The following is a 24,182-nucleotide window of genomic DNA, read 5'->3' as shown; positions in this document are numbered from 1 at the left end:
GAAAATGCTCTAAATTGGTTTAATCATTGTGGTCTGTTTTTTGAGCCTATTAGATAGCTCTTCTTGTGGTGAATTTGATCGCAAACTGCTGTAATATCTGAATATCTTCTTGGTTCATAGACTGACTGGCAAATAAAGGTGTACTAAAAGTTAAGTTAACAAATATAGTTCCTAAAACTAGCCATTGAGACAACCAAACCATCGGGATTTCTCTACCCTCTAAAGTATCAAGCCATAGAGTATTTGTAAGATTTAACCTCGCACCTACGAAAAATCAGGTTTTGATTAGATGCAGAATGTCTGTAGCTTTGATGTTAATTCTACAACCAAAACTGGCGATCGCCTTGTAACATACTGCTTGGATAAATTACACTTAATCGCAATTTAGCAGTCTTATACATACTTTTAATCTCCGTATTTTCTCACGATTCAATTCGGATTACTATAATAAACTGGCAACTTATAAAGTGCCTGATATCTACTTTAATTAAATAGAAATGGTTTGACAGATGAAATCATCCGATATAACTCCGTTCTATTGTGTTTGAGAAGATGGTGTCCCCACAATTCATTCGTATTATCGGAGCAATCTTTTGCAAGAGCTTCTCTGATCTTTTCAAAATTCTTATTAATATCTCTCCTTAACCTCTCTGGTTCAGATAACACTCCAATAACAAATACTCTATTTTCTAAATTATCTGGAATCTGAGCCTTTATATAAATCAATCTATCTTTATCCTCATCAAAATCAATCAGCAAAGCAATCATTCTGTCTGGATATTGTCGCATTGTAGAGGCATAATTATTCGTGAATTTCTCCACAACATTTTTCCAACCACCAGCCTCTGGTAGGACTTGAATAGCGCGGCTATTGAGGTTTAGATCAAGAATAAACCCGTTTGCAATCTGACGATTAGCATCGTCTTCAGGCAACACAAGAATGTGCGGTCTATGCTTATTTATGCTCATAGTTCTATATCACCACGAATCAAGGCATCTACAAGATCACCTTGAATAGACAGATCACTGAGCAATCTGATTAAAGTTGGCTCTAAGTGGCTTTTTCGATCAAGTACAAAGGTATATTTCATTTGAAAACTTTCGGATTGCTTCAGGATTATGAGATGTCACCAAAATTTGACCAACATTCTTAAATGAGCGTCGCAGTGATGTTAGGAAATGTCCAACCTCTGATATGGCGAGATAGTTGTCAGGCTCATCCCAGAAGCAGAAAAGAGGACCGTATGATTCGTTAGCAGCTAAGACAACAGAGCAAAGGAAAAAGCATTTTTCCCCGTCAGATAAGGCTTCAAAGTCAACACTCAGATTCGCATTATTTTCTTGAAAGCGAACAATCATGCTTTTGGAGTCTTTGCCGATTAGTTCATTCAGAAAATCCTTAATATCAGGCATAACTTCACGGAGATATTGCACAACCTGTGTGTATGCAGCAGGATAGCGACTGAGTAACCCAGAAAACCACTCCCCGAAGTTTGAACCATCCCGTTTTGGCTCCAAAGTGTCGCCGTTGGAGTCTCCTGTCATCAAGATAGGGATCGGGGCTAAAAATTGATTAAGATACACTTTAGCAATATTTATTTTTAGCGAGATGCTTTTGCAGTATACATAAGCATACTTGTAAGTAAGTTTAAGGTAAAATTAAGGGCGTTCTAAAATCAAAATATGATTCAGTAACGCCCTTAATTTAATTTATTAAGCCTAGACAATCTCAAGTCTAGCTACACAATTATGGTTAAAATTAGATGAGGCTTTGACAACTGAGCAAACCACTAATTAAGCAAAGGTAAAAATTTGCGAATTAACCCAATTGTCACTGCTGGTAATTCCAACTGCGGTGTTAACCCCACATCTTCCAACTGTTGAAAAAATCGGATCGCTTGGGGATTAATTTCGGCAAGGCGGCGACCAATTGATGGCCCTGTAAATTGCGACCTTTGTCCCCAAATCATGGCGGTGGGAGTTGTTAGTTGTTGAATATAAAGAGATAAATCAAAGGATAAATCGCCACGCACAAAAGACAGGGCTGCATACTCAGCATTAGGTTGTTGGGCGGATTGTAAATAAGCATCTACAATTTCTTGGTAGACTCGATTAGACTGAGCAAATTGCCGTTGCTCCAAGAAGCTGCGAATACCCCCACTCGTAGCTATTCCAGTGCTGTAAAGTAAACGGTCAACAACCGGAACGCTGACTAACTGGGCAAAAAAACTACGGGAATAGTCTTCGCCAAAGTCAGAAAGTCCGGCGGGGGTAGTGAGAATTAAAGACTTGAATAAATCAGGATGAGTTGCTGCTACTCGAATTGTAAATGCTGCGGTCAAAGAAGAAGCGATCGCACTTACTGGCCCCGTACAAGTCTGCTCAAAAAACTCCCGAATTGTGGTCAAATAATCCTCAATATTATAACTCCGCGCCGGATGTTCAGACCTACCCCAACCGATCAAATCTGGTGCAATGACTCGATATTCGGCGGCAAAAGCCGGATAAACTTTCGACCACTCATAAGCAGAAGAACCACCACCAAAACCGTGCAAGAACACCAAAGTTTCCCGATCATCTTTGGCAGTTAAATTATCCAGCCAAGGTGCCCCGTCGGCAGTATAGTATGCCATTCTACCTAGTGAGGTATTTATCGAGCGTTGTTCAAATCCTAGTGGTTGAAACATAAGTATTTTTGTTGACTGTGGTGATTAGTTGGCACAAGTGAAAGAATAGACCTGGGACGCAAAGAGAGTATTTGATAATTTCTCCGCGTCACCGCGTTTTTTAGTCACCCTGGATGCTTACGTGTTTAGTTCAAACTCTCCACTCATTGTTATTATCAGCGAACTAATCACTCTAGGACTTCTGGCTACCGCCAGATTAAGTAGATATAAAATTATTTGATTACTTGTAAAGATTTGATAATTATTCTTTCATAATAGAAAATAACTTAACGTTGTAATTACTATTTTATAAGGGTTTTTCGTGGTAGGGACTATCACTAAAGCGTGAATCAAACATAAGTTTTTATGGTAGTCTATCAAAAAACCTATAAATAATTTTGAGCGTCAAGAAGAGTCAAAACGCTCATTTTAATAAGCTATTAATTCTACTAGTGCTTTGGCCCTGCGATCGCGATCGCTCAAACTGCACTATCAAGCGCTAATAAAGCCTTTATACCCTTGCTCTGAGCGATTTTAAATGGTATCTTGATTTCCGCCGTACTGTATTAGTCTACTATCCGTCCATGAAAACCGGGCATCTTGTGGTTTGGGCTTCACCCTTTCTTCATCCCTAGTAAAACTTATACAATAGGTAATTTCGTAATTAAGTAGGTAAACACTGTGGCACAGGCTTCGTCTTCTTGGCAGCAATTGATCAACCAGATCCCCAAATGGAACTGGCCGCTGACAAAATTCAAGACAAAAAGAGCCACAAAGCAGCAAACATTTAAGCGCTTCTCTGGACCTGGGGGCTTTCTTGGGTTCCTGACAATCGTCGTTGCCATGTTGTTGTGGAACTGGAAACTGCTATTGGCTCTCTTAATCGGCGTTGGAGTAATGGTATTAGTTTACTCAATGCAGGAGTGGGACTGGCAATTGCACTGGTCTAAGATACGTAAGTTCTTAAACAGTTCAAATCGTCGGTTAGCCTTAGCAGTCGTCAGTGGTGGTCTTGCTACTGTCAGCACTTACATGGCAGCTGCAATTTGGGTTGACTCTCACAGTCCTTGGATTGCCACCGGGGCTATTGTGCAAGGTGTGGGAACTCTGTTAATTTTAATTTTATTGGTATGGCAAATTGTCAACTTCTATGAAAATAGAGAAGAAGATCACCTCGATCAGTTGTTGGTGAATTTAACAGAAAAAGATCCATTGAAGCGGTTGATTGCCCTACGTCAATTAACTAAAGTCATCAGCCGTAAACAAGTTGATTCTTCAGTACAGCAAGATGTTGTCGAATGCTTGCAACTCCTACTCAGTCGAGACGAGGAAGTTGTGATTCGAGAGGCAGCTTTTAAGAGTTTACAAGCTTGCGATCGCCTACAATTGCTACCACCCAAAACAGCAACTTTCGTACCCGTATCTACAAAAATCAAGCACCACGTTTATTAGTTCTGCTCAAAAGCAGTATGAAAGAGAGTTTCGGGTCAAATCATACTGCTACGCTGCTTGAGTTTTGTTACTCAACTAGGCAAGATATGTGTAAATAAATGTGGTTATTCAATATATAGTATGCCAAACTATAACAATCCGATTTGATTCCTGAATTTACTTGCGTGGTAGAGAACAGGGAACAGGACAGAAAGGATTTCTATATTAGTTAAACATCAAAATCCAAATTTTATATCATGTCCGCATAATTAGTTGTGATTCCCACAGTCATTGCACCCCACACGCCAGATGCTCCCCTTAATCCCCTCCCCGCAAGCGGCTACCGTGTATACACAAGTCGTAAAATCCTTGCCTGTTAAGATACAAGCCTTAGTAGGCAAGGTTTTGAGTTTATCATATTTATTATCAATAGTGTCAACTTATTGATATAGGTTTAACGAAAAATCAAGGATTTTAAAAATAATTTTCCGTTCTTTTTCGTCCATTTGATTCCCAACTCGACTTGTGTATACACCGTAGCCCCGCAAGCGGGGAGGGGAGACAAAGCATAGCTTTGGCGGGGTGAGGTTCTTAGGGTTTAATAAGTAATCAAGCGGACATGATATTACTTAAAAATCAAGGATAGAACGCCCCAATTTCTACAAAATTTTCCCATGTTAGATAATAATGTTATTTTTTATTGTCTGGCAAAATCTCCAAACTTTTGGCGAAGCAACTTCGGATAATTACTGAAAAGCCATAAATTTAAAATTACTTTTATGTAGCCAATGATAAATAGAATAGAAAAAACTCTAGACAAACAGCGAGATATTAGATTTGATATCTTAAAAACCATCGCCCTGCTTTGTATTATTTTCGCCCATGTAGGATCTGAAAATAATATTTTATTTGACATCAGACGTTTTGATGTACCTCTGATGGTTATTGCATCAGGAACATTATATTACTATTCAGCTAACAATAAAAATATATCTTTTTGGAATTATTTGCAAAAAAGATTGCCTCGTCTGATTGCCCCGGTATGGTTATTTTTGACTTTTTTCTTCATTTCGGCTAATCTGATATTTTTTTTGCTGGCTAAACCTTATCCATTTTTGTCTTCAGAAATAATTGAAACATTCCTCTTCTTGAAAGGGATTGGATATGTCTGGATTATTCGTGTATTTACTCTCGTTGCTATTTTTGCGAATCCTTTATTGAAGTTATACAAATTATGTAAGTCGGAAAATAAATTTTTAGCTTTGCTATTTTTAATATATCTGGGATACGAAATATTATTTCTTAAAATTGGCCATTTTCACTTACACAGTCAAATCATTAAACAATTGATTGATGATTACTTATTTTATCTAATTCCCTACGGATGTTTATTTGGCTTGGGAATAGTGTTACTCCAACTTAGCTTCAAAAAAATATTATTTATTTCTGGAATTTTTTTAACTATCTTCTTATTCTTAACTGGTTTCTATTACCGGAGTCTAGGACATTTTGCATCTACCGCAGATTTTAAATATCCACCCACAATGTACTTTATTTCCTATGGTATTTTTATGTCTTTGTTTGCTTTTTGTGCAGTAGATAGAATTTGTTATAAGTATAATTTATCTAACAATAATCATGTCTTGATCAGGGGAATTATTTTTGTCAGTTCATCCTCTTTATGGATATATTTGTGGCATATATTCTTTGTTTATTACTGGCAAACTCTGGTGGTATATTTACCAAAATTTGCCAGTCACTTTCTGATTGCCTTTTCAGTGATAACTTTCGGAGCGATCGCAGTCACTTATCTCCAGAAAAAAATCATTTCTGGAATAATTAGGAAAACCAGATATGGTCAGAATCACTCGAATTTGCTTTCTATGTTGTTGAAATAATTTATCGAAAAGTTGGGTTTAAAACGCCGTGCTTGTAGCACGGCTTTATATTTACCAGCATTGGATTTGCCACGAATATGTTAAGATACTAATTAGTACCGATGGACAGTCGGGAATCCAAAACGCCTATGCAGACGGTTATGCCTATGCTGAGGTATCAGATATCTCAGTCTAGGTCAAAGTCCAAAACCCGTAAGGCTCGCCTTGAGCGCTGCTCGATTGGGAGCAACTAGGAAATCTTTGGAGTGATTCTTAGAGAGCTTCCGTACCTTCTCGCAAGGGGAGACGCAAGCGCGAACAGGTCTGAGTCATGTCACACTCAGGGAAACAAGACAAAATAGGTTAACGTTGGGCATTTGTAAATGACAAATGCCCACTGCTTATTTCTGAGACAGCCGTCCATTGCGAACTTGCACTACCCGATGATTGCATCGCCGCACCAATTGTTCATCGTGGGTAGTAACAATTACTGTAGCCCCAAAAGAATTTAACTTCTGGAGGATCTGGATCACTTGCCAAGAATTATCTGGATCGAGATTTCCAGTCGGCTCATCCGCCAACAGCAGGGGTGGTGTGCCAACGATCGCACGCGCAATACTCACCCGTTGTTGCTCTCCCCCAGACAGTTGATCTGGAAAACAGTCAGCTTTATTCAACAAACCCACCAATTTTAAAGTTGGTTGTAAACGTCGTTGAATTTCTTTGCGGGTATAACCTTGAGCTTGCAACACAAAAGTCACATTTTCCGCTACTGTTCGTTGGGTAATCAATTTATAGTCTTGAAACACAATACCAATCCGTCGCCGTAATAATGACAAGCGATCGCCCCGTAAACCCGCTACATTATATCCATCAACAATTACTTCTCCCTCTGTAGCTAACTCCTGTCCATACAGCAGTTTCAAGAGCGTTGATTTACCAGAACCAGAAGGTCCAGTGATAAACAGAAATTCTCCCTTTTTTACCTCAAGGTTCGCATTCAACAAGGCGTGAGTGCCGTTAGTATAGGTTTTGGTTACAGATTGCAATTGCACCTTTGCAGTAGTATTGCTACCGTGCTGTTTAGTTTTACTGTCCTCTCTATGAACTGATTTGTCTTTCTTAACTTGAGTTGTTAATACTGGCATTGTTCAATTTTCCTCATACCCACAACCAAACAGTTTGCCGATTTAGATGTGACATTCCTCTCAAAAATAAGGATTCCCAGGTTTCGCCTGGAAATTTAAAATTTACCAAAAAAAATTTCAAATTTTTTGAAGGCTTTAATACTCCCTAGTACAGACGCGATTAATCGCGTCTCTCCCCACAGATGCGATTAATCGCGTCTCTTAACTAATTGCACCCCTTGCTGTCAAACGATAAACAAACGCTTTCACAGCAAACGCCGGTAACGCCAACATCCGCCGCCAACGCCAAGGTTCTTGATAAAGCCGATACAACCATTCCAAATTATTATTTCCTAACCAGGCGGGAGCTCGAGTTTTAGTTCCCGACCAAATATCAAAACTGCCACCAACGCCAATCCAAATTGCTTGAGGACACAAATGGCGATTTTCGGCAATCCATAACTCTTGACGTGGCACTCCCAAACCGACAAAAATCACTTGTGGCTGCAATTGAGCCAGAGTTTGTTGCAATTGTGCTTCTTCTTCTGGAGAATGGTAGCCTGAGTGAGTACCTACTATACTCAAATCTGGAATTTGCTGCTGCCAAAAATCTGCCGCAATTGAGGCCACTCCTGGCGCGGCTCCATAGAAAAATATCTTTGCCCCTGTCTGCTGTTGCCCAAGTTCTTGCAAAAGTTTTTCTGCTAGTTCAATCCCCGGAAAACGCTGCACATTTTGCCATAAGAGCCACCGCAAATACAGAACAACCCCAGCTCCATCTGGAATCACAAGTTCAGCATTTTGAATCACCTCAGCTAAAAAATGATTTCGCTCTGCTTGCATAATCATTTCTGCATTCAGCGTTACTACATGAGTTCCTTTGCCTGTGTGCAGGCATTCTAACAACCAGCCTGGATAGTTAGCCATCACATGAACTGGTATTCCCAACACTGAAAATGCTTGATTGCCGTTAGACATAACCTATTGTTGATTAACCATCACACCAGATTTCCTTGATTGTTAAGTTTATCAAATTTTTTTAGATTAGAACTTAGGCAGGAGAGATTCCCCATTGCCCTGCAACAAGAGAAAGCATATTGAACTAATTAGTCTTGAGCGCTTGTACTTGGACTGAACCAGTGCAAATTTTATGATTGTTAAAGTGTAATATTCACTCAGTATAAAACGCTCAACTCTGGTTCCGGGAACACAAGCCCCCACTATACTACTTGCAGTTAGTGTGGGAGTATGTCACCAAACTCGACTTTACGGTTAAGGTAGTGTAACGGGCTGAAGTTGGCTATGAGTAAAATTCGGATTGCTGTGATTGAAGATCATGACCTAACTCGTGTGGGTATTCGGACAGCACTACAGCAAAAGGACGACATTGAAGTTGTAGGTGAAGCTGCTAATGCTACTGATGGGCTAAAAATGTTAAAAATGGTACAACCAGATATTGCCATTGTCGATATTGGTTTACCAGATAAGGATGGCATTGAGTTGACACGGGAGGTAAAATCTACTATTAATGGGCAGCAGCTAGTGACAAAGGTGTTAATTTTGACGCTGCGGGATAATAAAGAAGCGGTGTTGGCAGCTTTTGCTGCTGGTGCAGACTCTTACTGTATGAAAGATATCAAATTCGATAATTTGCTGGAAGCAGTGCGAGTCACTTACAATGGCAACGCCTGGATCGATCCAGCGATCGCTCGGATTGTATTACAACAAGCGCAACAAAATCCCCAAAAGTTGGAATCGGCTTTTGTCGATGCCAAGACTATTGCCCCTAACCCTGATTCTGTTGAGAATCTGGAAGGAATTCAAACTTACACCCTGACAGAAAGGGAATTAGAAGTGTTACAGTTGATTGTCGAAGGTTGTAGTAATGCACTAATTGCGGAAAGACTTTACATCACTGTTGGGACTGTTAAAACTCACGTTCGCAATATTTTGAATAAGCTATGTGCCGATGACCGTACTCAAGCCGCAGTGCGCGCCTTGCGTTCTGGGTTGGTTGGATAAAGTTAATTTTGGTTTGGAGCAATTATTCAGGATCAACACGAGAAACTCCCAACTTTGAGAATATATTTTCAAAGTGAATGGCTTCTCGGATTTTCTGTTATTTATCAGGTGGGATAAACATCATCCTATCTCGCGATTCAAATATGTGAAAACTGAAGTCAATTATGTCTGAGATCGGGTTGGACAAACTTAAGCTCATGGTGGTAGATGATGAGCCAGATAACTTAGATCTACTCTACCGCACTTTTAGGCGAGATTTTCAAGTATATAAAGCCAATCATGCTTTGGGCGCTCTGGAAATCTTGGATCAATTTGGCGAAATGGCGGTGATTATTTCTGACCAAAGAATGCCAGAAATGAGTGGCACTGACTTTTTTAGTCGGACTGTAGAGCGCTATCCAGACACAATTCGGATTTTGTTAACTGGTTTTACTGATGTCGAAGATTTGGTAGATGCGATTAACTCTGGTCAGGTATTCAAGTATATTACCAAACCCTGGAATCCGGATCGGCTGAGAGCGTTAGTTGAGCAAGCCACTGATACATATCGCCTAGTTAAGAAGCGCACGCAAGAGTTGCGTCGGGCTTTACGGCGAGAATCTTTATTTAATGCGGTAACAACAGCAATTCGGGAATCTTTAGACTACGACAGTATGCTGCAAAAGATTGTAGCAACTATTGGACAAACATTTGAAGCTACCAGTTGCTTGCTCAGACCAGTAGAGGGCGATCGCCTCACACAAGACGAGTTCTTCTACCGCGATCCTGAATCTGATGTATCAGATAGCTTCTTCGACCGCAGTGTTTTAATTGAAAAAGTGCTGGAAACCCGTCATTATCAACTTGCTGAAGATGTATATAACGGCAATCCTTCCCACCACTTGGTTGTGCCACTTAGCTACCAGCAGCATCTGTTGGCTGTGCTAGCCCTCCACCAATGGGGACGCGATCGCACTTGGGAAGACGAAGACATCCAACTGATTGTAGGTGTTGCCGAACAAGCAGCCTTAGCCCTCTCACAAGCAAAACTCTACCAGCGCCTCCAAGAAAAGCAACAGCAGATTCACAATGAATTGGAGGTGGCTCGCCAAATTCAATACAACCTGCTACGCCAAACTTTACCTGACATCAAAGGTGTGAAGGTGCAAGCCTGCTGTTACCCAGCGCGGGAAGTCGGAGGCGATTTTTTTGAAGTTTTCGTTCATCCCAAAGGCGATTTGTGGCTAGCAGTGGGTGATGTTTCTGGCAAGGGCGTTCCAGCTGCTTTATTTATGGCTAGTATTATTTCAGTTTTGCGCCGGGAATTATCTCAAGAAACACCAGCCGAGCCGAATGTGGTCATGCAGAACCTCAACCACGCTCTCAGTGAAGACTTGATTAGCAACAATTATTTCATCACCCTTGTCTTAGCCTGTTATACCCCTACGACTAAGGAACTTGTTTACACTAATGCCGGTCATATTTATCCACTGTTATGGTCACGCCAAGGTGCTTTAGCCGATAATCCTAATTACCTCAAAGTCCGCAGCGTTCCTTTGGGGATCTTGCCTAAGTGGCAGGCACAGTCTGGTCGTTTGGTTCTCGCTGCTGGAGACACATTGTTATTAGCCAGCGATGGAATTACAGAAGCAACGGTATCAACTAATTCTGATTCAACAGTAAAAACCGAGTCTGACGTTGAGCCAGTTAACCGTTCTATGCTGAATCAAGATGGTCTATGGCAACTCTTACAACAAGAACAACAACCGCTTTCTCTTAACCATTTACTAGCTCGCATCCAGGCAGATAACCACGTTCAAGAAGATGATCAAACTATACTTTCACTGGAGATTTTGTAAGTCATGAAAAGTGAGCTTCATGTACCAAGTGACTTGAGTTTTCTTAATATTGTCGAAAACTGGTTGCTAGGATGTTTAAAAATCCAGCTAGGAGATTCTGTGGATTGGTCACGGCAATCAAGTCGTTTGAGACTGGCTTTGGTAGAAGCCTACTCAAATGCAGTCCGTCATGCTCACAAGGACAAACCAAATTTGCCAATTTTACTGCGTTTGGAACTCAAAGACCGGGAGCTTGCCTTAGAAGTTTGGGACTTCGGCGAAGGCTTTGATATGTCTACATACTACGCTCCAGACCCGATGGAAAAACAAGAAGGTGGTTATGGTTGGATGATTATGAATCGTCTTATGGATAAGGTCGAGTATCAGTTGCAGATTGATGGTGCCAACTGTCTTAAGTTAGAAGCTACTTTACCGGAATTAGTCCAATAGACAAAAGTTACTATTTTTCAAGTAATATGATTTATCCAAGTTTTAGATGACTATATTTTGTTTTAGGTATAATCAAATATTGCCTAAGCTATTACACTTATTTGCTACTGTTCACGACGTAAAGAAAGTAACTCTTGGGGGGAAGCTAAAAGTTTGATTCTAGTATAGGAAATTTGCCGTTGTTGGTTGAGGATAAATAGCCACAATACATTCACACTACACCACGAAGTTTGGGCTTTGCCTGTTACCTGGACTTGGATATCACCGTTTTCTAAAGTGTCGGCTATTCCTGTGTTGGGGTAAGCTTTAATGTTTTGGCCTTCTTGTTTTAAGTAGGCTGCGATCGCATCTCTCCCCACAATATCAGATTCAAATGGTGGACGCATCACACCATTTCCCGCAAATAAGGCAGCAGTTGCCTCAAATTCTCCGGCATTTAAGGTTTCAAAATAGCCGAGTATACTTGGTTCTGCAATTCCCTCAATCTGGAATTCTTCTTTCAATTGCGCTGGCGATATAAATTCAGCAGAAGTCATAAAATTACCTGGATCATCCTAGCTGAATATTAATTTCAATACAAAAATAGCTAAAAAGAAAGCTCCTATTGAGAGAGATTGCTACATATTCGTAAATCTTCCTCACGATGGAAGTTTTACAGCATAATTTAGGAGGGGAGAGTCCTAACCCTCGTTAAAAAGGCGATCGCTTGATTTTTAAGACAGTCGCTACAAGAACTTCTAAATTATTTGCGCCTCCTTACTTACCAGTTTCTGATGTTAGTATCATCCAAACTAATCAAAATAGCTTCCTTCTTGCCCTCGGTTATATTATCCAGTTATTAGTATAAAATATGCCTAAAATTACTGTTTGTATTCCTACTTTTAATCGTGTTAATCTCCTCCCTTATGCCATTGACAGTATACTCAATCAGTCTGAGCAATACTTTGAGCTAATTGTTTGTGATGACGGTTCTAGCGATCGCACATCTGAGTTGATGTCACAGTACACAGATCACCGGATTAAATATATCCGTCATCTGCAAAATATTGGTAAAAGTAATAATATGCGCTCTGGCTTTGATGCTGCCAGTGGTGAATATTTTATTAAATTTGATGATGATGATCGGCTAACACCCAATTTTCTCGCAAGTACCGCAGCTATTCTTACTCAAGACCCTAGTATTGATTTTGTTGGTACAGACCATTGGATAATTGATATTAACAATGTGCGGGATGAGGCAAAAACTCAAGAAAATTCTCATCGCTGGGGTAGGAAGAATTTACCAGCAGGTATTGTAGATAATTTGTTGGAAATTGTATTTATTCAGCAAAGCTTTCAAATTGGAGCGACATTATTTCGCCGGAAAACATTGCAAGAATTAGGATATATGCAGCCAAATCTGCAAAACTGTGAGGATAATGATTTATTTGTGCGTTTGGCTTTGGCTGGAAAAAAGGGTTATTACTTACCAGAATTATTGATGGAATATCGCTCTCATGCAGAGCAGCAAGGTATCAATCGAGCCATTCCTTATTTATTTGATAAACTCCGGTATTTAGAAAGTTATAAGTTTGAGTCGGAAAAAATAGAGACAATCAGGAAAAATCGTCTAACTGAAACGCAATTATTATTAGGTTTGCGTTTAATTGAAAAGGGTGAAACGCAAAAAGGTAGGGAGCTAGTTTTAGCAGGAAAGTCTTTTTCAACTCCTAAAGCTTGGACTGGTTTAGGGTTATCGTTGTTACCAGTTGGGTTGCGAGGTAAGGCGTTTAATGCACTGCGACAGGTGCGGGGTTAGAGTATGGGAATGCGTTGGCGCAGCCCACCGCAGGTAGCATCGCCTTTTTTCTATCAAGTACTTACTTGGTGGAAATATCTCACGCAGAGGCGCAGAGAAAGCTATGCAGAGTTTTTACACCGCGAATAACTTATTTTAATAACTACTAACTTCTGGACCACTCATCAATAATAGTCAAAATTGTTTTATCACCCAACTTTATTGTTTTATCACCCAAGTTTTTAACAGACTTTACTACATCGCGGTAATCTTCAAACTCTTGCTTCGGTTTCTTGCGTCGAGCATCAAATATGCCTTTTGCAAGTTTTTCCGCCCCAGGAATTCTAGAGCGTTGTAACTTTATAGATAACTCGTCTTTATCCAAAGAGTTCAATAAACTAAGTGGATTACTCTGTTCACTGTTTTGGGGAATAAGGTTTTCAAGTTGCTTGAACTGACTATCTATTCTCTGTCTTTCTTGTATAAATTCTGACTTAAATTCATTGAATTGCTTCTCAAGACGTAATTCTAGATTTGCCAGACGCGGTTCTAATTTTGTTGTTTCAAGCTCTGATGTTACTGGTTTGCCAGAAAAATCAATTCCTTTGAGAGATACAACTTGCTTTACTACTAAATCTTCTACTTTTGGGGCAATGACACAAGCATTAACCATTTCACCTTGTCGAGGATTTTTTTCTCTTGCCCTGACAGCAGCATAATATTCAAAATGTCCATCAACTACCGTATAGCTTTCTACCCCTGTTACTTTCAGAACTAATGGTCTGATAATTCCTCCTGTTTCTATAATTATGTCTGCAAGGTTCTCTAAATCAGCTTCTGCAAAATTTGAACGAGGTTCATTAGAAGTAATACTTTTTACATCCACCAAAGAAAAATTAATCATTAATAAATCCCCATTTTTTGGATAACTTCATCTGCTAATACATTAAATTCTTCAGCAGAAATTTGAGCAGAAGTTTTTAATTCGGCAAATTTCATAATAGACTTAGGGTCAGGATATTCTAAATCTCCAACTGTGATAGTCTGATTCATACATTCTGATAACGCTGTTCTGTCATAAATTACAGCTTCCATCAGTGGCAGCTGATAGCGATCTGAGATTACTTCTCTCTGTTTGGGAAAATTGTATTGTAAAAATTTAGGATTTGTTGAGATTTTAGAAGCAAGAACGCCCATTATATTAATCGGTGGTTTACCCACCATAATTTCTCTGGATTCATTAATTTGATTAATAAAGTTTTTGACCGTTGGTAAACCTTGGTTAGCAAATGGTTTCAAATCCGATGGAATTATCAGGTAATCAGTAGCAATCAGTGCAACTTCAGCATACAAATCTCTTGATGGAGGAGTATCAATAATTACAACATCATAATTATTTTCTACCCTTTTTAGTTTTGTTACTAGCCTGCTCCTACTAGCTAATATTCTATTCAGTTTCTCCTGATATTCAATCAATGTAATATGTGAAGGAATAACATCAATTTCTGGATTGTTGAAATAATCAGATGTACGCACTACTTCTGGAATAAAGTTAAAATCTCCTGATTCTAATAAATGGTATACGTTTCGCTCTCTTAAATTATCATCCTCTTCAAATTGAAATTTAATTAATCCTGTAGCAAAAGTAGTATTTGCCTGGGAATCTATATCAACTAAAAGTACATTTTTACCTTTTTTCCGTAATGCTGCTGCAAGGTTGACTGCAACAGTAGTCTTACCAACGCCGCCTTTATTATGGTAGATTGCAATCGTTTTCATTGAATGTTGCCTCTTTGTTTCAAAATTTGAATTATTTTCAATTATTTGAACTTCTGGTTTATCTACTAACTGTCCTTCTTTCAGGCTATCTCTACCAATTAAACCTTTAATTTTATCTAACTTGATCTCAACCTCCTTTCCAGAACACTGAAATAATAGCTGAATATCATATTGCAATTTTTGATAAATTCTGATTTCTTTGCCATTAGTCAGCAACCCATACCTGACATTCAAGCTGGTTAAATAATGCCTGAGTCGGGGGACATGATTATTTAAGTTTTGTTTGGGATGCTTTGCCTCCATGACGACACTCAACGGTGAGTTGGCATCTAAGACAAAGGGAATCACTTGTGCGGCAAATGCTAAGAAATCTAAGCGGATGCTACCAACGGCAACTTCTTGATGCCAGGTGTCAGGAGTATAACCTAGCTGCGGTAGCAAATATTGCACTATGAGTTTGCTTTCAACTTCGCTTTCGTTACGGCATAGCTCAGGATTAAAAGGCAATATTTTTCTACCTCTAAATAATTCTTGGACTTGGGACAAAACCTGATATTTGCTCGATTATGGCATAGCCTTAATTATTTTGAGTGATATAAATCACTTAGAAATATATAAAATATCATCATTAAATTAGTACTTTTGCTGATAAAATAACCAATTCTGAGAGCTAGCCATCTTCAAAATTAACAGGCTATGTATGTATTTCTCCATTACCCTTGTAAATCGCTAGAATCAAAGTGTTTACTTAACGTATTTGCGCTAAAGGTTTTGGCTACTGTATCTTGTCCTCACTGCCATCAACTCGTTGATAGTCAAGCTATTAATTGTCCCTATTGTCGGACAACACTCAAAGCTTACGGCCATCCCGGTATTCCATTGCACCGCGCCACTGGGGAAGGGTATCTGTGCGACACCTGCACATATCACGCTGATGATACTTGCAATTTTCCCCAGCGTCCCTACGCTAAAGACTGTACCCTCTACCAAAATATTGAAAAGACAAAGTTAGAGTTGGAAGAGCAGCGTTACACTAACAGTTTTGCATTAACTCTGAAAAGTTGGATAAAACGCAATCAAGCTTTGCTGTTGCTATTAGGTTTATTATTGGTCTGTTTGTTGTTTGTTATATTAAGACCTTGATTTGTGTTTACCAGGGAATGGGGAATATAGCGCTTTTGGGTTGAGTTCAATACAGACCTAACCCCAGCCCCTTCCCTACAAGGGAAGGGGAGTAAGATTCAAAGCCTCTCTCCTTTTAGGAGAGAGGTCATAGAAAATAACAAACAATGCCCGATCCCTAACCTTTAGGCTGTGGTGATTTTGGATGTTTCAGCAATAGGTTGAACTTGTATCGGTGGCACTTCTTCCTCAAAGGCAGTTAGATGGAACCAAAAAGTTGTGCCAATGCCAACTTCACTCACTAAATGGACTTTACTACGATGTCTGTCGATGATATTTCTGACAATCGATAAACCTAAACCTGTGCCTTCTAGGGTGTGAACTCGGTTTTCTACGCGAAAGAAGCGTTCAAAAATTGAGTGTTGATCTTCTGTGGCAATGCCAATTCCAGTATCGGAAATTTCAATCCGCACTGGAGAAGATTCGGTGTGACTGGGCTTGAAATCTAGTTGGTAGGCACGGATTGCCACTTTACCACCGGCTTTTGTGAATTTAAGGGCATTACCAATTAGGTTGCCAAACACTTGTACTAACAAATCATAATTACCCATTACCAAGGGCAAATTAGGAGCAACTTCCTGAAGTAGTTCAACACCTTTATCTTTAGCATTGAGTTGGTAAGTACGCAGGGTTTGCTCGATCGCTTGGGCTAAATCTACGCCATCGAAGCTGTAGTTGCGACCAGATTCAAGTTTTGACAAATCCAAAACATCGTTAACTAGACGGGTTAGGCGATCGGTTTCATTGTTGACAGTTTGCAGAAACTCTTGCCGTTCTTGTAAAGCTAACTCTTCGCCGTAGTCGTGCAGGGTTTCAATATAGGTTTTGATGTTGAATAGAGGCGTTCGCAGTTCGTGAGAAACGTTGCTGATAAATTGACTTTTTGCATCGTTTAACTCAACCTCGCGGGTAATATCTTGGATAGTAATCGCAATGCCTTTAATGCTTTCTCTTTGCAGATTGAGTACTGTAGTCAAGAGAATGCGGATCGTGCGCGGGGTGGGTTGGTTAATAAAAATTCGGAATTCGGCGCTTTCGCATTCCCCTGCTGCCATTTCGTACAAGGGACGGGTGATTTCCATTTGTACCGATTGGGGCAAGTGATGTAACACATTCTGTCCGACCACATCAGCACTTTCCCAGCCAAAAATTCGCCGCGCTGTGGGATTGACTAAAATCACCTGCATGTTGTTATCAATTAACACAGCACCATCTGCGATCGTCGAAACTAGGGTTTCTAGTTTGGCTTTTTCTGCGGTCAGTTCTTCAATATTCTGTTCTTCATAGCGCTCTAATCGCTCTCCCATTTCGTTAAAGCTTAAAATTAACTCACCCAGTTCGCCCCCTAATGGTAAATCAATACGCTGCTTGAAATTTCCGGTAGCAATTTGCTTCACCCCCACCAGTAGTTCTTTAATCGGCTTAGTGATGGTCAAGGCGTTAATCACTCCTGCCAAAATCACCATTACCCAAATCGTGATAAAAACGGCAATGGTGACATCGCGGGTAAAATTGGTGGAAATGATCGCAGTCTGATTGGGGTTGAAACCGATCGCTAATACACCTAAGTATTTTTTATTGACGATCAGGGGAATAAATACATCGGTGACTACTCCATCTGGGGTCATGTGTTGCCGCACCATCGGCTTTTCCCCATCACCAGGGTAATCTTCTGGTAGTTGTATCCACCGTTTAATCGTGAGGGAGTTTTTTACCTCGGCTTCCCAAAAAGGAATACCAAAAAAGATTTCCCCGGTTTCATCGGCGTAGAGCATATAACGCACACTAGAGGTGCTGTTATAGAAACGTTGGGAAAATTGGGCAACCTCACTAAGATTATTATCAGCCACTAGGGGGGCAACATTGGCAGCAAGCAGCAGTCCTAAGTCACCACCAAAGCGGGTGTCATTTATCCGCGCATCCTGCTGAATTGTATTCACAGCCCAGAAGGTTAGACCACTCATCACTAACGAAACTACCATTGTAGCCACAGCCAGCAGTTTGGTCTGGAGGGTGAACTCTGACCACCAACTAGCGATCGCATCTCGAATTGTTTTTAACAGACTTAGCATCTTAAATAAAGTTGTTAGTAGTCTTTGTTATAAGCCCAACAACTAAAAAATTAACAGTTAATTCAACAAATATGTTAGGGGAAAGAGAGATTGGGGAGTCCAGAGGATATTTTTATCGTTCGCCGCACCGCATTGTAAAAGGATGTCACCGCTACGATGCTACTGCAAAATCTGTGTACTGCCGCATCTTAGGCTCATGGAATGCCAACAATATATCTTCCTTGGCAAACACCTGCACGAACTAGGTCAGTTGCGATCCCATCTTCAGTCCAATCTTCCTCAATCCAGAATTTTCGATCTCGAATCCGCACGTAGACAGTCATACCAGTAACACGTTCGCCATTTTGCCAACCAAGGTTCATCCAAATATACTGATTCTTTGGCTCATCTACAATCAAGAATGTTTCGATGTCTCGGTTAGGACGACGGTTAGATAGTTCTATATACTCCGTCAGGATACGCTTAATTAGCTTGGGATACTCAGTTAATTTATCCATTGTGTGATCATCCTCTGTCTCTGTATCGACGACAATGAGTGGAAGTTGATGTTTGTAGAGGATGAGTTGAATCACATCCTGGTTGAAAAAGCTTTTATAAGCGATCGCACTGACAGCAACGTAAAGTTTACGGTCTGGCGCTGTTTCCTCTAGAAGATAACAGTAGATGTCATACTGACCGAGAGCCTCTTTCAAATCTTGTATCTTTGATGCACCAACAAAGCTTTTTACTTCAACAACAAGTTTTTGCCCATCTCGTTCAGCTGCAATGGGACGTTCAGCACCTAGATCAGTATATAATGTTGTTTTTCGATACTGAATTACGTAGGTATCATCTGTAATCGTCCAGCCGTCATTGATCAGTGCGTTTTTTACCGCATTATGGATAATGTCTAACTTGGGCATAGCTTAAGTATAAGTTAGCGTCGCTGTCTGATGGAAATCAGTGCCAGCCTTAAAGGCGACATCAGACTGCATTCGGATTGGATGTCTTAAACATTAAATTAACTTTTAAATATATTGAAGGTATCTTAACGCATGAGCTTTAGAAAAATTTACAAATCAAGTTCTAACTCCAAATTAGTTTGCAAAGTATCTAGTCTAGGAGTGACCCATTTTTCATGCCAGTAGCTTACTAAATCTCTCGGAGTAAAGTCTTTCCATACCACCTGATTTGTATGTTCATTTTAGGTATCACTAGCTACTCTATAGCTGTTAAATGTGCGGGATTATCCATGTGGTGTATCCCATTGTTAGCCTATTGGCACATAACAGAGTTTAATAACGCAAGAATCATCCGCACACCATCTTTAACAAGTAATAGTTATGGGGTTTGCTCCCTCTACTTCGCACTCACTATTCTATACCCAATATCTCTCCGGTAATATATCCCCTCAAACTGAATATATTTGATACTTGCATAGGCTTGGGCGATCGCTTGCTCAAAATTTTCTCCGATTCCAGTCACATTTAATACTCGACCCCCATCTGTCACTACTTCTTGTTGCTGGTTTAACTTTGTACCTGCATGAAATACAATTGCTCCTGTTGCCTCTGCCTTGTCAATGCCCGTAATCACCTGGCCTTTCTCATATTCTCCTGGATAACCACCTGAAGCTGCAACCACAGTGGCAGATGCTCCCTCTTTCCAAGCGATGGGCGGCAATTCACTCAATCGCTGCTGTACACACGCTAGAATCAACTCTTCTAAAGGTGTTGCTAACAGTGGTAAAATAACTTGGGTTTCTGGATCGCCGAAGCGACAGTTAAATTCTAAAACTTTAAAGTCGCCATCGGGTGCAATCATTAACCCAGCATAGAGTACGCCTCGGTAATCTATGTTTTTAGCTCGTAAGGTGGCGATCGCCTTTTCTAAGACTTCTGTTTGAATGCGTGCCATCAAAGAAGGTGTAGCAATGGGTGCTGGGCTGTATGCTCCCATCCCACCAGTATTTTCCCCTGTATCACCGTCACCAATCCGCTTATGGTCTTGAGCTGGCAACAAGGGTCGAATTGTTAACCCATCAGTCAACGCTAAAACTGACACCTCTTGCCCAATTAAACATTCTTCAATGACGACAAATTTACCAGCACTGCCAAATTGTCCCTGAAAAATCGCATCAACGGCACTTTCTGCCTGTTCAACTGTTTCAGCCACCGTTACACCCTTACCAGCCGCCAAGCCATCAGCTTTGACAACAATTGGCGCTCCCTGAGATTTGACGTAAGATTTTGCTGCTTTTGCCTCCGTAAATACCGCACTCTGGGCTGTCGGAATCCCTGCTTCTTGCATTAGAGCTTTTGCCCAAGCTTTACTCGCTTCAATTTGCGCTCCAGCTCTGACTGGGCCAAATACCATCAACCCTTTCTCTTGAAGATAATCTGTGATTCCCTTCGCCAAGGGGACTTCTGGCCCAACTATCACCAGAGTTATGCCATGTTCTAGAGCATATCGGCTCATGCCCTCAAAATCATCTACTGCTAGGGGCAAGTTCTGGCAACGTTCCATACTTGCTGTGCCCCCATTCCCTGGTACACAGATAACTTGCTCAATTTGCTTAGATTGCAACAGTTTCCATGCCAGAGCGTGTTCGCGCCCCCCATTACCTACAACTAAAACTTTCACTGATTTCCTCGTGTGTCCCTTGCGAAACGAGAATGCTGTATTTAGCCCTCGCTGATCAATTTTTTCATCAATTCTCACACTTATGCAAGCCTCTGATGATTAAGTATATAAGCATAGATTGATATAGCTATGCAACAATGTTACTCTCATCTAACTTGAATTATTCCGATTTGCTGATCTGACTTTTTGCGTTATTTGGAAAAGCTACAAAAAACCTAACTTCCTAACTCCCTAAGAGGTTGTTTGAAAAGTGATATCAGGTATGATTTTTTACCCCCCTTAATCCCCCCTTTACAAGGAGGGAAACAAGAAAATCAAGTCCCCTTTCCAAGGGGAGGGTTAGGGTGGGGTAAAAGAATATTTGACATCCATCACGACTTTTCAAGCATCCTCTAACCCTCCTACCAGGAAAGGGGGAAAATTCAAAGTCTCTCTCCTTTTAAAAGAGAGATTTAGAGAGAGGTTTTCCAGATACCGTGAAAAGTCAGAGATGCTGACCTGTTTTAGCTATTGAATTTCAACTGGACTTATTCTTCAAATTAGATTTCAGGAATTAGTGGATTTATAATTTTTGTTGTTAGCAATTATTAAATATATTTAATAATATATCTTAAATATAAGTATATTAGTTTAATTATCTATTATGTTGATAACCTCCAATAAGGAATTTAAAAAATTATCAATTAGTAACGGATTATTGATTATAATTATTAACTTGTGAATATTAAAGATTAATCAGGATATAAAAAAATAGGCAGCATGGCTAAAATTATCGTTACTGGAACCGCCGGGTTTATTGGTTCTCATCTTGCAGAAACATTGCTGCAACAAGGAGAAGAAGTAATCGGAATTGATGAATTTAATGATTACTACGATCCGATGTTAAAGCGTAAGAATATTGTAGACTTGCATCGTTCACCTGGCTTTAGATTAATTGAAGGAGATATTCAGTTTTTAGATTGGCACAAACTCCTAAAAGATGTTGATCTAGTTTACCATCAAGCGGCACAAGCAGGTGTGAGAGCAAGTTGGGGTAAAGCTTTTCGAGGTTACACAGAACGAAATATTAACGCTACACAAGTTTTGCTAGAAGCAGCCAAAGATGCTAAACATCTGAAAAGGTTAGTATTTGCCTCTTCATCGAGTGTATATGGTGATGCTGAAACATTACCTACCCACGAGGGAATTTGCCCTCAACCAGTTTCTCCTTACGGCATTACAAAGCTAGCAGCAGAGTTTTTGTGTGAACTATATTACAAAAACTTTGGTGTGCCTTGTGTGACATTGCGCTATTTCACAGTTTATGGCCCTAAACAGCGCCCAGATATGGCATTTCATAAGTTCTTTAAATCGATTTTGCAAGATGAAGCGATTCCTATTTACGGCGATGGCCAGCAAACGCGGGAGTTTACGTATGTTAGTGATATTATCGCTGCTAATTTAGCCGCCGCGATCGCACCCGAAGCAGTGGGAGAAATCTTTAACATCGGTGGCGGTAGCAGGGTAGTTTTAACAGAAGTCTTGGATAGGATTGAAGAAATCGTTGGGAAGTCAATCAAAATAAACCACGTAAAAAAGGCGATGGGAGACGCCCGCCACACTGCTGCTGATGTATCTAAAGCGCAGAAAATTCTGGGATATCAGCCGCAAGTCTCCTTGAGAGAGGGTTTGACGCAGGAGTGGGAGTGGGTGAAATCTTTGTATTCCCTATCCTGCTAATTTTCCTCATCCCTCTGACTTTTGTTATGCAAAGCGTATTGATAAGAGTCTTGCCCTTAGCTGGTAGCTAAAACAACACCTTGGCGCACAGTACGCTTGCGCTCGCTTTTACGAGTACCCCCAGCCATCTGATACTCATGGCTATTTTTACCAAACTTATAAGCAACACCAAGCAAAATTTTTTCAGAATAGTCCGCCAAATCTCGTTCATTTTCGGTGATTTGGGTTAACAAAACATCAAAAATTTGGAGATGTTAGAAATCTGTACAGTAAACCATCTCCTACTTTTTTTCACTTAGGACTTAGTAAGGTTAAAGCAGAAGTTCTTACAAGGAAGGCGGAAGTTGCTACAGACTGCGCGAAACACGGAAACGTCACGGCGGAAGTTGCTACAGACTGCGAGAAACACGGAAACGTCAAGGCGAAAGTTGCTACAAACTGCGCGAAACACCTAAACGTTAAGGCGGAAGTTTCTACTCTTAAGGCGGAAGTTGCTACAAACTGCGCGAAATACAAAAACATTAAGAGTGCTGAGTTCCTCGGCTTAGAGTGCTGAGTTAAAAGACCACCCGCAAGGGGTGGGGTGTTAGGGACTTTTGCAAGAGGTCTATTGTATTCATTTTGAATTTTGAATTTCGCCTTGCGGTACTAGTTTGTCAAGTTCTTTTAAACTGTAAATTTTTTTAAACGTTTATTTATTAAACAGCAACTAACAGTATATTCTGAAGTTGATTAGGACATGACAACACCGTAAAAACACCAAGGGTATAAATTATAGTCTGCAATAACCTCTTGGTTGTTGTTTTGAACCTAAAAGCGCAATAGTTTTCGTCCCAGCAATATTTTGAAGGACTACTTAATTGCGCGAATTTCTCGCTATCGCATCTCAGAATTATTTGCAGAAAACAGAACTTTATTGGAGGTACGTTTGTGAAATTATCTAAACTGTTTAAAATTCTATGTTTGACAACAGCATGTGCAATTTTATCACCATCTACATTGCTTATTCAACAAAACAAGGCTCTGGCGGGTGCGGGTACATCTAGCCTTAATACAGGCGAATTATTATCTCCTGGTCAATACTTGATTTCACCTAATCAGCAATATATAGCCGAACTGCAAAGTGATGGAAACTTTGTTCTTTATGATTCATCCAACAATGTTCTGTGGGCATCAAACACTTTTGACACAGAAGTTAACAATATCATCATGCAATACGACTGCAATTTAGTCATTTATGATTCTAATGCAATCCCCACCTGGGCAACTTTTACTGCAACTGCTTCTAGTTGTAGTCTCCAACTTCAAGATGATGGTAACTTGGTAATTTATAAAGGTGATAATACTGCTGTATGGGCAAGTGGTACAAGATTGAGAAACTAAAGATAAGCTGCTTTGCTTAATCCTAAATTGCTTTGTCAGTAAACCAGAAACTTTTAAAAAGCAACTGAAATACAGCCGTTTCAGCCTAAGCATTAGAATTTCTAAATAGTAAACCAAGAAGAATCTCTTGGTTTTAATTGCACTGGGCAAAGATAATATCTCTTTCATCAGTTGCCCAATTGATTGCATAGCTGCTCGCAAAGTCTCAAATTCTAAGTCTCATGATAACAAAAACTTAATCAAATAGTGCGGCCGATC

At 40.1% G+C, this 24,182-nt stretch carries 23 protein-coding genes and 1 pseudogene; 9 read left to right on the top strand and 15 right to left on the bottom strand.

Features of this window, described 5'->3' with window-relative positions; genetic code table 11:
• Nucleotides 1–49: 49 nt before the first annotated feature.
• The 4 genes from V7K15_RS17035 to V7K15_RS17020 all read right to left on the bottom strand — a co-directional run bounded on the left by V7K15_RS17035 (nucleotide 50) and on the right by V7K15_RS17020 (nucleotide 2,687).
• A complete protein-coding gene (locus V7K15_RS17035) occupies nucleotides 50–202 on the bottom strand; it encodes a hypothetical protein (protein ID WP_334906937.1) in 153 nt (50 codons plus the stop codon).
• Between the two features lie 281 nt (nucleotides 203–483).
• A complete protein-coding gene (locus V7K15_RS17030) occupies nucleotides 484–936 on the bottom strand; it encodes a hypothetical protein (RefSeq protein WP_334906935.1) in 453 nt (150 codons plus the stop codon).
• A 132-nt stretch (nucleotides 937–1,068) separates the two neighbouring features.
• Nucleotides 1,069–1,545, bottom strand: coding sequence for an AAA family ATPase (locus tag V7K15_RS17025; RefSeq protein WP_334906933.1), 477 nt, complete (start codon nucleotides 1,543–1,545; stop codon nucleotides 1,069–1,071).
• A 245-nt stretch (nucleotides 1,546–1,790) separates the two neighbouring features.
• On the bottom strand, nucleotides 1,791–2,687 hold the full coding sequence (locus V7K15_RS17020) for an alpha/beta fold hydrolase (RefSeq protein ID WP_334906931.1): 897 nt from the start codon (nucleotides 2,685–2,687) through the stop codon (nucleotides 1,791–1,793).
• A 660-nt stretch (nucleotides 2,688–3,347) separates the two neighbouring features.
• Here V7K15_RS17020 and V7K15_RS17015 point away from each other — a divergent pair.
• On the top strand, nucleotides 3,348–4,118 hold the full coding sequence (locus V7K15_RS17015; protein ID WP_334906929.1) for an armadillo-type fold-containing protein: 771 nt from the start codon (nucleotides 3,348–3,350) through the stop codon (nucleotides 4,116–4,118).
• Between the two features lie 767 nt (nucleotides 4,119–4,885).
• The gene (locus V7K15_RS17010) at nucleotides 4,886–5,995 is read left to right on the top strand and encodes an acyltransferase family protein (protein WP_334906927.1); all 1,110 of its coding nucleotides are present in this window, start codon (nucleotides 4,886–4,888) and stop codon (nucleotides 5,993–5,995) included.
• Nucleotides 5,996–6,375: 380 nt separating this feature from the next.
• Here the strand turns inward: V7K15_RS17010 and ftsE are convergent, their stop codons facing one another.
• Nucleotides 6,376–7,122: a cell division ATP-binding protein FtsE gene (gene ftsE / locus V7K15_RS17005; protein ID WP_334906925.1), complete on the bottom strand. Its 747-nt coding sequence runs from the start codon at nucleotides 7,120–7,122 to the stop codon at nucleotides 6,376–6,378.
• Between the two features lie 201 nt (nucleotides 7,123–7,323).
• Nucleotides 7,324–8,079: a WecB/TagA/CpsF family glycosyltransferase gene (locus V7K15_RS17000; protein ID WP_334906923.1), complete on the bottom strand. Its 756-nt coding sequence runs from the start codon at nucleotides 8,077–8,079 to the stop codon at nucleotides 7,324–7,326.
• A gap of 324 nt (nucleotides 8,080–8,403) precedes the next feature.
• On the opposite strand from V7K15_RS17000, the gene V7K15_RS16995 reads away from it, so the two are divergent.
• The 3 genes from V7K15_RS16995 (at nucleotide 8,404) to V7K15_RS16985 (ending at nucleotide 11,390) form a co-directional block, all read left to right on the top strand.
• Complete coding sequence (locus V7K15_RS16995) at nucleotides 8,404–9,123, top strand: response regulator transcription factor (RefSeq protein WP_334906921.1); 720 nt, start codon at nucleotides 8,404–8,406, stop codon at nucleotides 9,121–9,123.
• A gap of 164 nt (nucleotides 9,124–9,287) precedes the next feature.
• Nucleotides 9,288–10,961 (top strand): SpoIIE family protein phosphatase, encoded by a 1,674-nt coding sequence (locus V7K15_RS16990; protein WP_334906918.1) that lies wholly within the window; start codon nucleotides 9,288–9,290, stop codon nucleotides 10,959–10,961.
• A gap of 3 nt (nucleotides 10,962–10,964) precedes the next feature.
• Nucleotides 10,965–11,390, top strand: a complete 426-nt coding sequence (locus V7K15_RS16985; RefSeq protein WP_334906916.1) for an ATP-binding protein — start codon at nucleotides 10,965–10,967, stop codon at nucleotides 11,388–11,390.
• Nucleotides 11,391–11,494: 104 nt separating this feature from the next.
• Here V7K15_RS16985 and V7K15_RS16980 read toward each other — a convergent pair whose 3' ends face one another.
• On the bottom strand, nucleotides 11,495–11,926 hold the full coding sequence (locus tag V7K15_RS16980; protein ID WP_334906914.1) for a ketosteroid isomerase family protein: 432 nt from the start codon (nucleotides 11,924–11,926) through the stop codon (nucleotides 11,495–11,497).
• Between the two features lie 314 nt (nucleotides 11,927–12,240).
• Here V7K15_RS16980 and V7K15_RS16975 point away from each other — a divergent pair, with 314 nt between their 5' ends.
• Nucleotides 12,241–13,188, top strand: a complete 948-nt coding sequence (locus V7K15_RS16975) for a glycosyltransferase family 2 protein (protein ID WP_334906912.1) — start codon at nucleotides 12,241–12,243, stop codon at nucleotides 13,186–13,188.
• A gap of 145 nt (nucleotides 13,189–13,333) precedes the next feature.
• Here V7K15_RS16975 and V7K15_RS16970 read toward each other — a convergent pair whose 3' ends face one another.
• Together V7K15_RS16970 and V7K15_RS16965 are read right to left on the bottom strand one after the other, a co-directional pair.
• A complete protein-coding gene (locus V7K15_RS16970; RefSeq protein WP_334906910.1) occupies nucleotides 13,334–14,071 on the bottom strand; it encodes a ParB N-terminal domain-containing protein in 738 nt (245 codons plus the stop codon).
• Nucleotides 14,071–15,453 (bottom strand): AAA family ATPase, encoded by a 1,383-nt coding sequence (locus tag V7K15_RS16965; RefSeq protein ID WP_334906939.1) that lies wholly within the window; start codon nucleotides 15,451–15,453, stop codon nucleotides 14,071–14,073. Before V7K15_RS16965 ends, V7K15_RS16970 begins: the two co-directional genes overlap by 1 nt.
• A 264-nt stretch (nucleotides 15,454–15,717) precedes the next feature.
• On the opposite strand from V7K15_RS16965, the gene V7K15_RS16960 reads away from it, so the two are divergent.
• On the top strand, nucleotides 15,718–16,089 hold the full coding sequence (locus tag V7K15_RS16960; RefSeq protein WP_334906909.1) for a zinc ribbon domain-containing protein: 372 nt from the start codon (nucleotides 15,718–15,720) through the stop codon (nucleotides 16,087–16,089).
• A gap of 164 nt (nucleotides 16,090–16,253) precedes the next feature.
• On the opposite strand, the gene nblS is transcribed toward V7K15_RS16960, so the two are convergent.
• From nblS to purD, 5 genes and pseudogenes are all read right to left on the bottom strand, one after another.
• Entirely contained in the window at nucleotides 16,254–18,200 is a 1,947-nt protein-coding gene (nblS, locus tag V7K15_RS16955) for a two-component system sensor histidine kinase NblS (protein ID WP_334906907.1), read from the bottom strand.
• A gap of 151 nt (nucleotides 18,201–18,351) precedes the next feature.
• Nucleotides 18,352–18,432 carry an element excision factor XisI family protein gene (locus V7K15_RS30000; RefSeq protein WP_442949682.1) on the bottom strand — a complete coding sequence of 27 codons (81 nt, stop codon included), beginning with the start codon at nucleotides 18,430–18,432 and terminating at the stop codon, nucleotides 18,352–18,354.
• Nucleotides 18,395–18,697 carry an element excision factor XisI family protein gene (locus V7K15_RS16950; protein ID WP_442949681.1) on the bottom strand — a complete coding sequence of 101 codons (303 nt, stop codon included), beginning with the start codon at nucleotides 18,695–18,697 and terminating at the stop codon, nucleotides 18,395–18,397. The genes V7K15_RS30000 and V7K15_RS16950 overlap by 38 nt, the downstream gene beginning before the upstream one ends.
• Nucleotides 18,685–19,102: pseudogene (locus tag V7K15_RS16945) on the bottom strand (XisH family protein). Before V7K15_RS16945 ends, V7K15_RS16950 begins: the two are co-directional and overlap by 13 nt.
• 436 nt (nucleotides 19,103–19,538) lie before the next feature.
• A complete protein-coding gene (gene purD / locus V7K15_RS16940) occupies nucleotides 19,539–20,822 on the bottom strand; it encodes a phosphoribosylamine--glycine ligase (RefSeq protein ID WP_334906905.1) in 1,284 nt (427 codons plus the stop codon).
• A 759-nt stretch (nucleotides 20,823–21,581) separates the two neighbouring features.
• Between purD and V7K15_RS16935 the strand changes: the two genes are divergently transcribed.
• Nucleotides 21,582–22,541 carry an NAD-dependent epimerase/dehydratase family protein gene (locus V7K15_RS16935; RefSeq protein ID WP_334906903.1) on the top strand — a complete coding sequence of 320 codons (960 nt, stop codon included), beginning with the start codon at nucleotides 21,582–21,584 and terminating at the stop codon, nucleotides 22,539–22,541.
• A 56-nt stretch (nucleotides 22,542–22,597) separates the two neighbouring features.
• On the opposite strand, the gene V7K15_RS16930 is transcribed toward V7K15_RS16935, so the two are convergent.
• On the bottom strand, nucleotides 22,598–22,774 hold the full coding sequence (locus V7K15_RS16930) for a hypothetical protein (RefSeq protein WP_334906901.1): 177 nt from the start codon (nucleotides 22,772–22,774) through the stop codon (nucleotides 22,598–22,600).
• Nucleotides 22,775–23,471: 697 nt separating this feature from the next.
• Between V7K15_RS16930 and V7K15_RS16925 the strand changes: the two genes are divergently transcribed.
• Entirely contained in the window at nucleotides 23,472–23,924 is a 453-nt protein-coding gene (locus V7K15_RS16925) for a hypothetical protein (RefSeq protein ID WP_334906899.1), read from the top strand.
• The last annotated feature ends 258 nt before the right edge of the window (nucleotides 23,925–24,182 follow it).

The sequence above is a fragment of the Nostoc sp. genome, from assembly GCF_036919815.1.
Lineage (GTDB): Bacteria > Cyanobacteriota > Cyanobacteriia > Cyanobacteriales > Nostocaceae > Nostoc.
Note: the sequence above shows the minus strand (reverse complement) of the source record. Positions and strands in the feature narration are given on the sequence as shown.

Bases quoted from the DNA above. Each gene is read 5' to 3' on its own strand.
- V7K15_RS17035 (WP_334906937.1), bottom strand. From the start codon at position 202: ATGGTTTGGTTGTCTCAATGGCTAGTTTTAGGAACTATATTTGTTAAC.
- V7K15_RS17025 (WP_334906933.1), bottom strand. From the start codon at position 1,545: ATGACAGGAGACTCCAACGGCGACACTTTGGAGCCAAAACGGGATGGT.
- V7K15_RS17020 (WP_334906931.1), bottom strand. From the start codon at position 2,687: ATGTTTCAACCACTAGGATTTGAACAACGCTCGATAAATACCTCACTA.
- V7K15_RS17010 (WP_334906927.1), top strand. From the start codon at position 4,886: ATGATAAATAGAATAGAAAAAACTCTAGACAAACAGCGAGATATTAGA.
- ftsE (WP_334906925.1), bottom strand. From the start codon at position 7,122: ATGCCAGTATTAACAACTCAAGTTAAGAAAGACAAATCAGTTCATAGA.
- V7K15_RS17000 (WP_334906923.1), bottom strand. From the start codon at position 8,079: ATGTCTAACGGCAATCAAGCATTTTCAGTGTTGGGAATACCAGTTCAT.
- V7K15_RS16995 (WP_334906921.1), top strand. From the start codon at position 8,404: ATGAGTAAAATTCGGATTGCTGTGATTGAAGATCATGACCTAACTCGT.
- V7K15_RS16990 (WP_334906918.1), top strand. From the start codon at position 9,288: ATGTCTGAGATCGGGTTGGACAAACTTAAGCTCATGGTGGTAGATGAT.
- V7K15_RS16985 (WP_334906916.1), top strand. From the start codon at position 10,965: ATGAAAAGTGAGCTTCATGTACCAAGTGACTTGAGTTTTCTTAATATT.
- V7K15_RS16980 (WP_334906914.1), bottom strand. From the start codon at position 11,926: ATGACTTCTGCTGAATTTATATCGCCAGCGCAATTGAAAGAAGAATTC.
- V7K15_RS16975 (WP_334906912.1), top strand. From the start codon at position 12,241: ATGCCTAAAATTACTGTTTGTATTCCTACTTTTAATCGTGTTAATCTC.
- V7K15_RS16970 (WP_334906910.1), bottom strand. From the start codon at position 14,071: ATGATTAATTTTTCTTTGGTGGATGTAAAAAGTATTACTTCTAATGAA.
- nblS (WP_334906907.1), bottom strand. From the start codon at position 18,200: ATGCTAAGTCTGTTAAAAACAATTCGAGATGCGATCGCTAGTTGGTGG.
- V7K15_RS16950 (WP_442949681.1), bottom strand. From the start codon at position 18,697: ATGGATAAATTAACTGAGTATCCCAAGCTAATTAAGCGTATCCTGACG.
- V7K15_RS16935 (WP_334906903.1), top strand. From the start codon at position 21,582: ATGGCTAAAATTATCGTTACTGGAACCGCCGGGTTTATTGGTTCTCAT.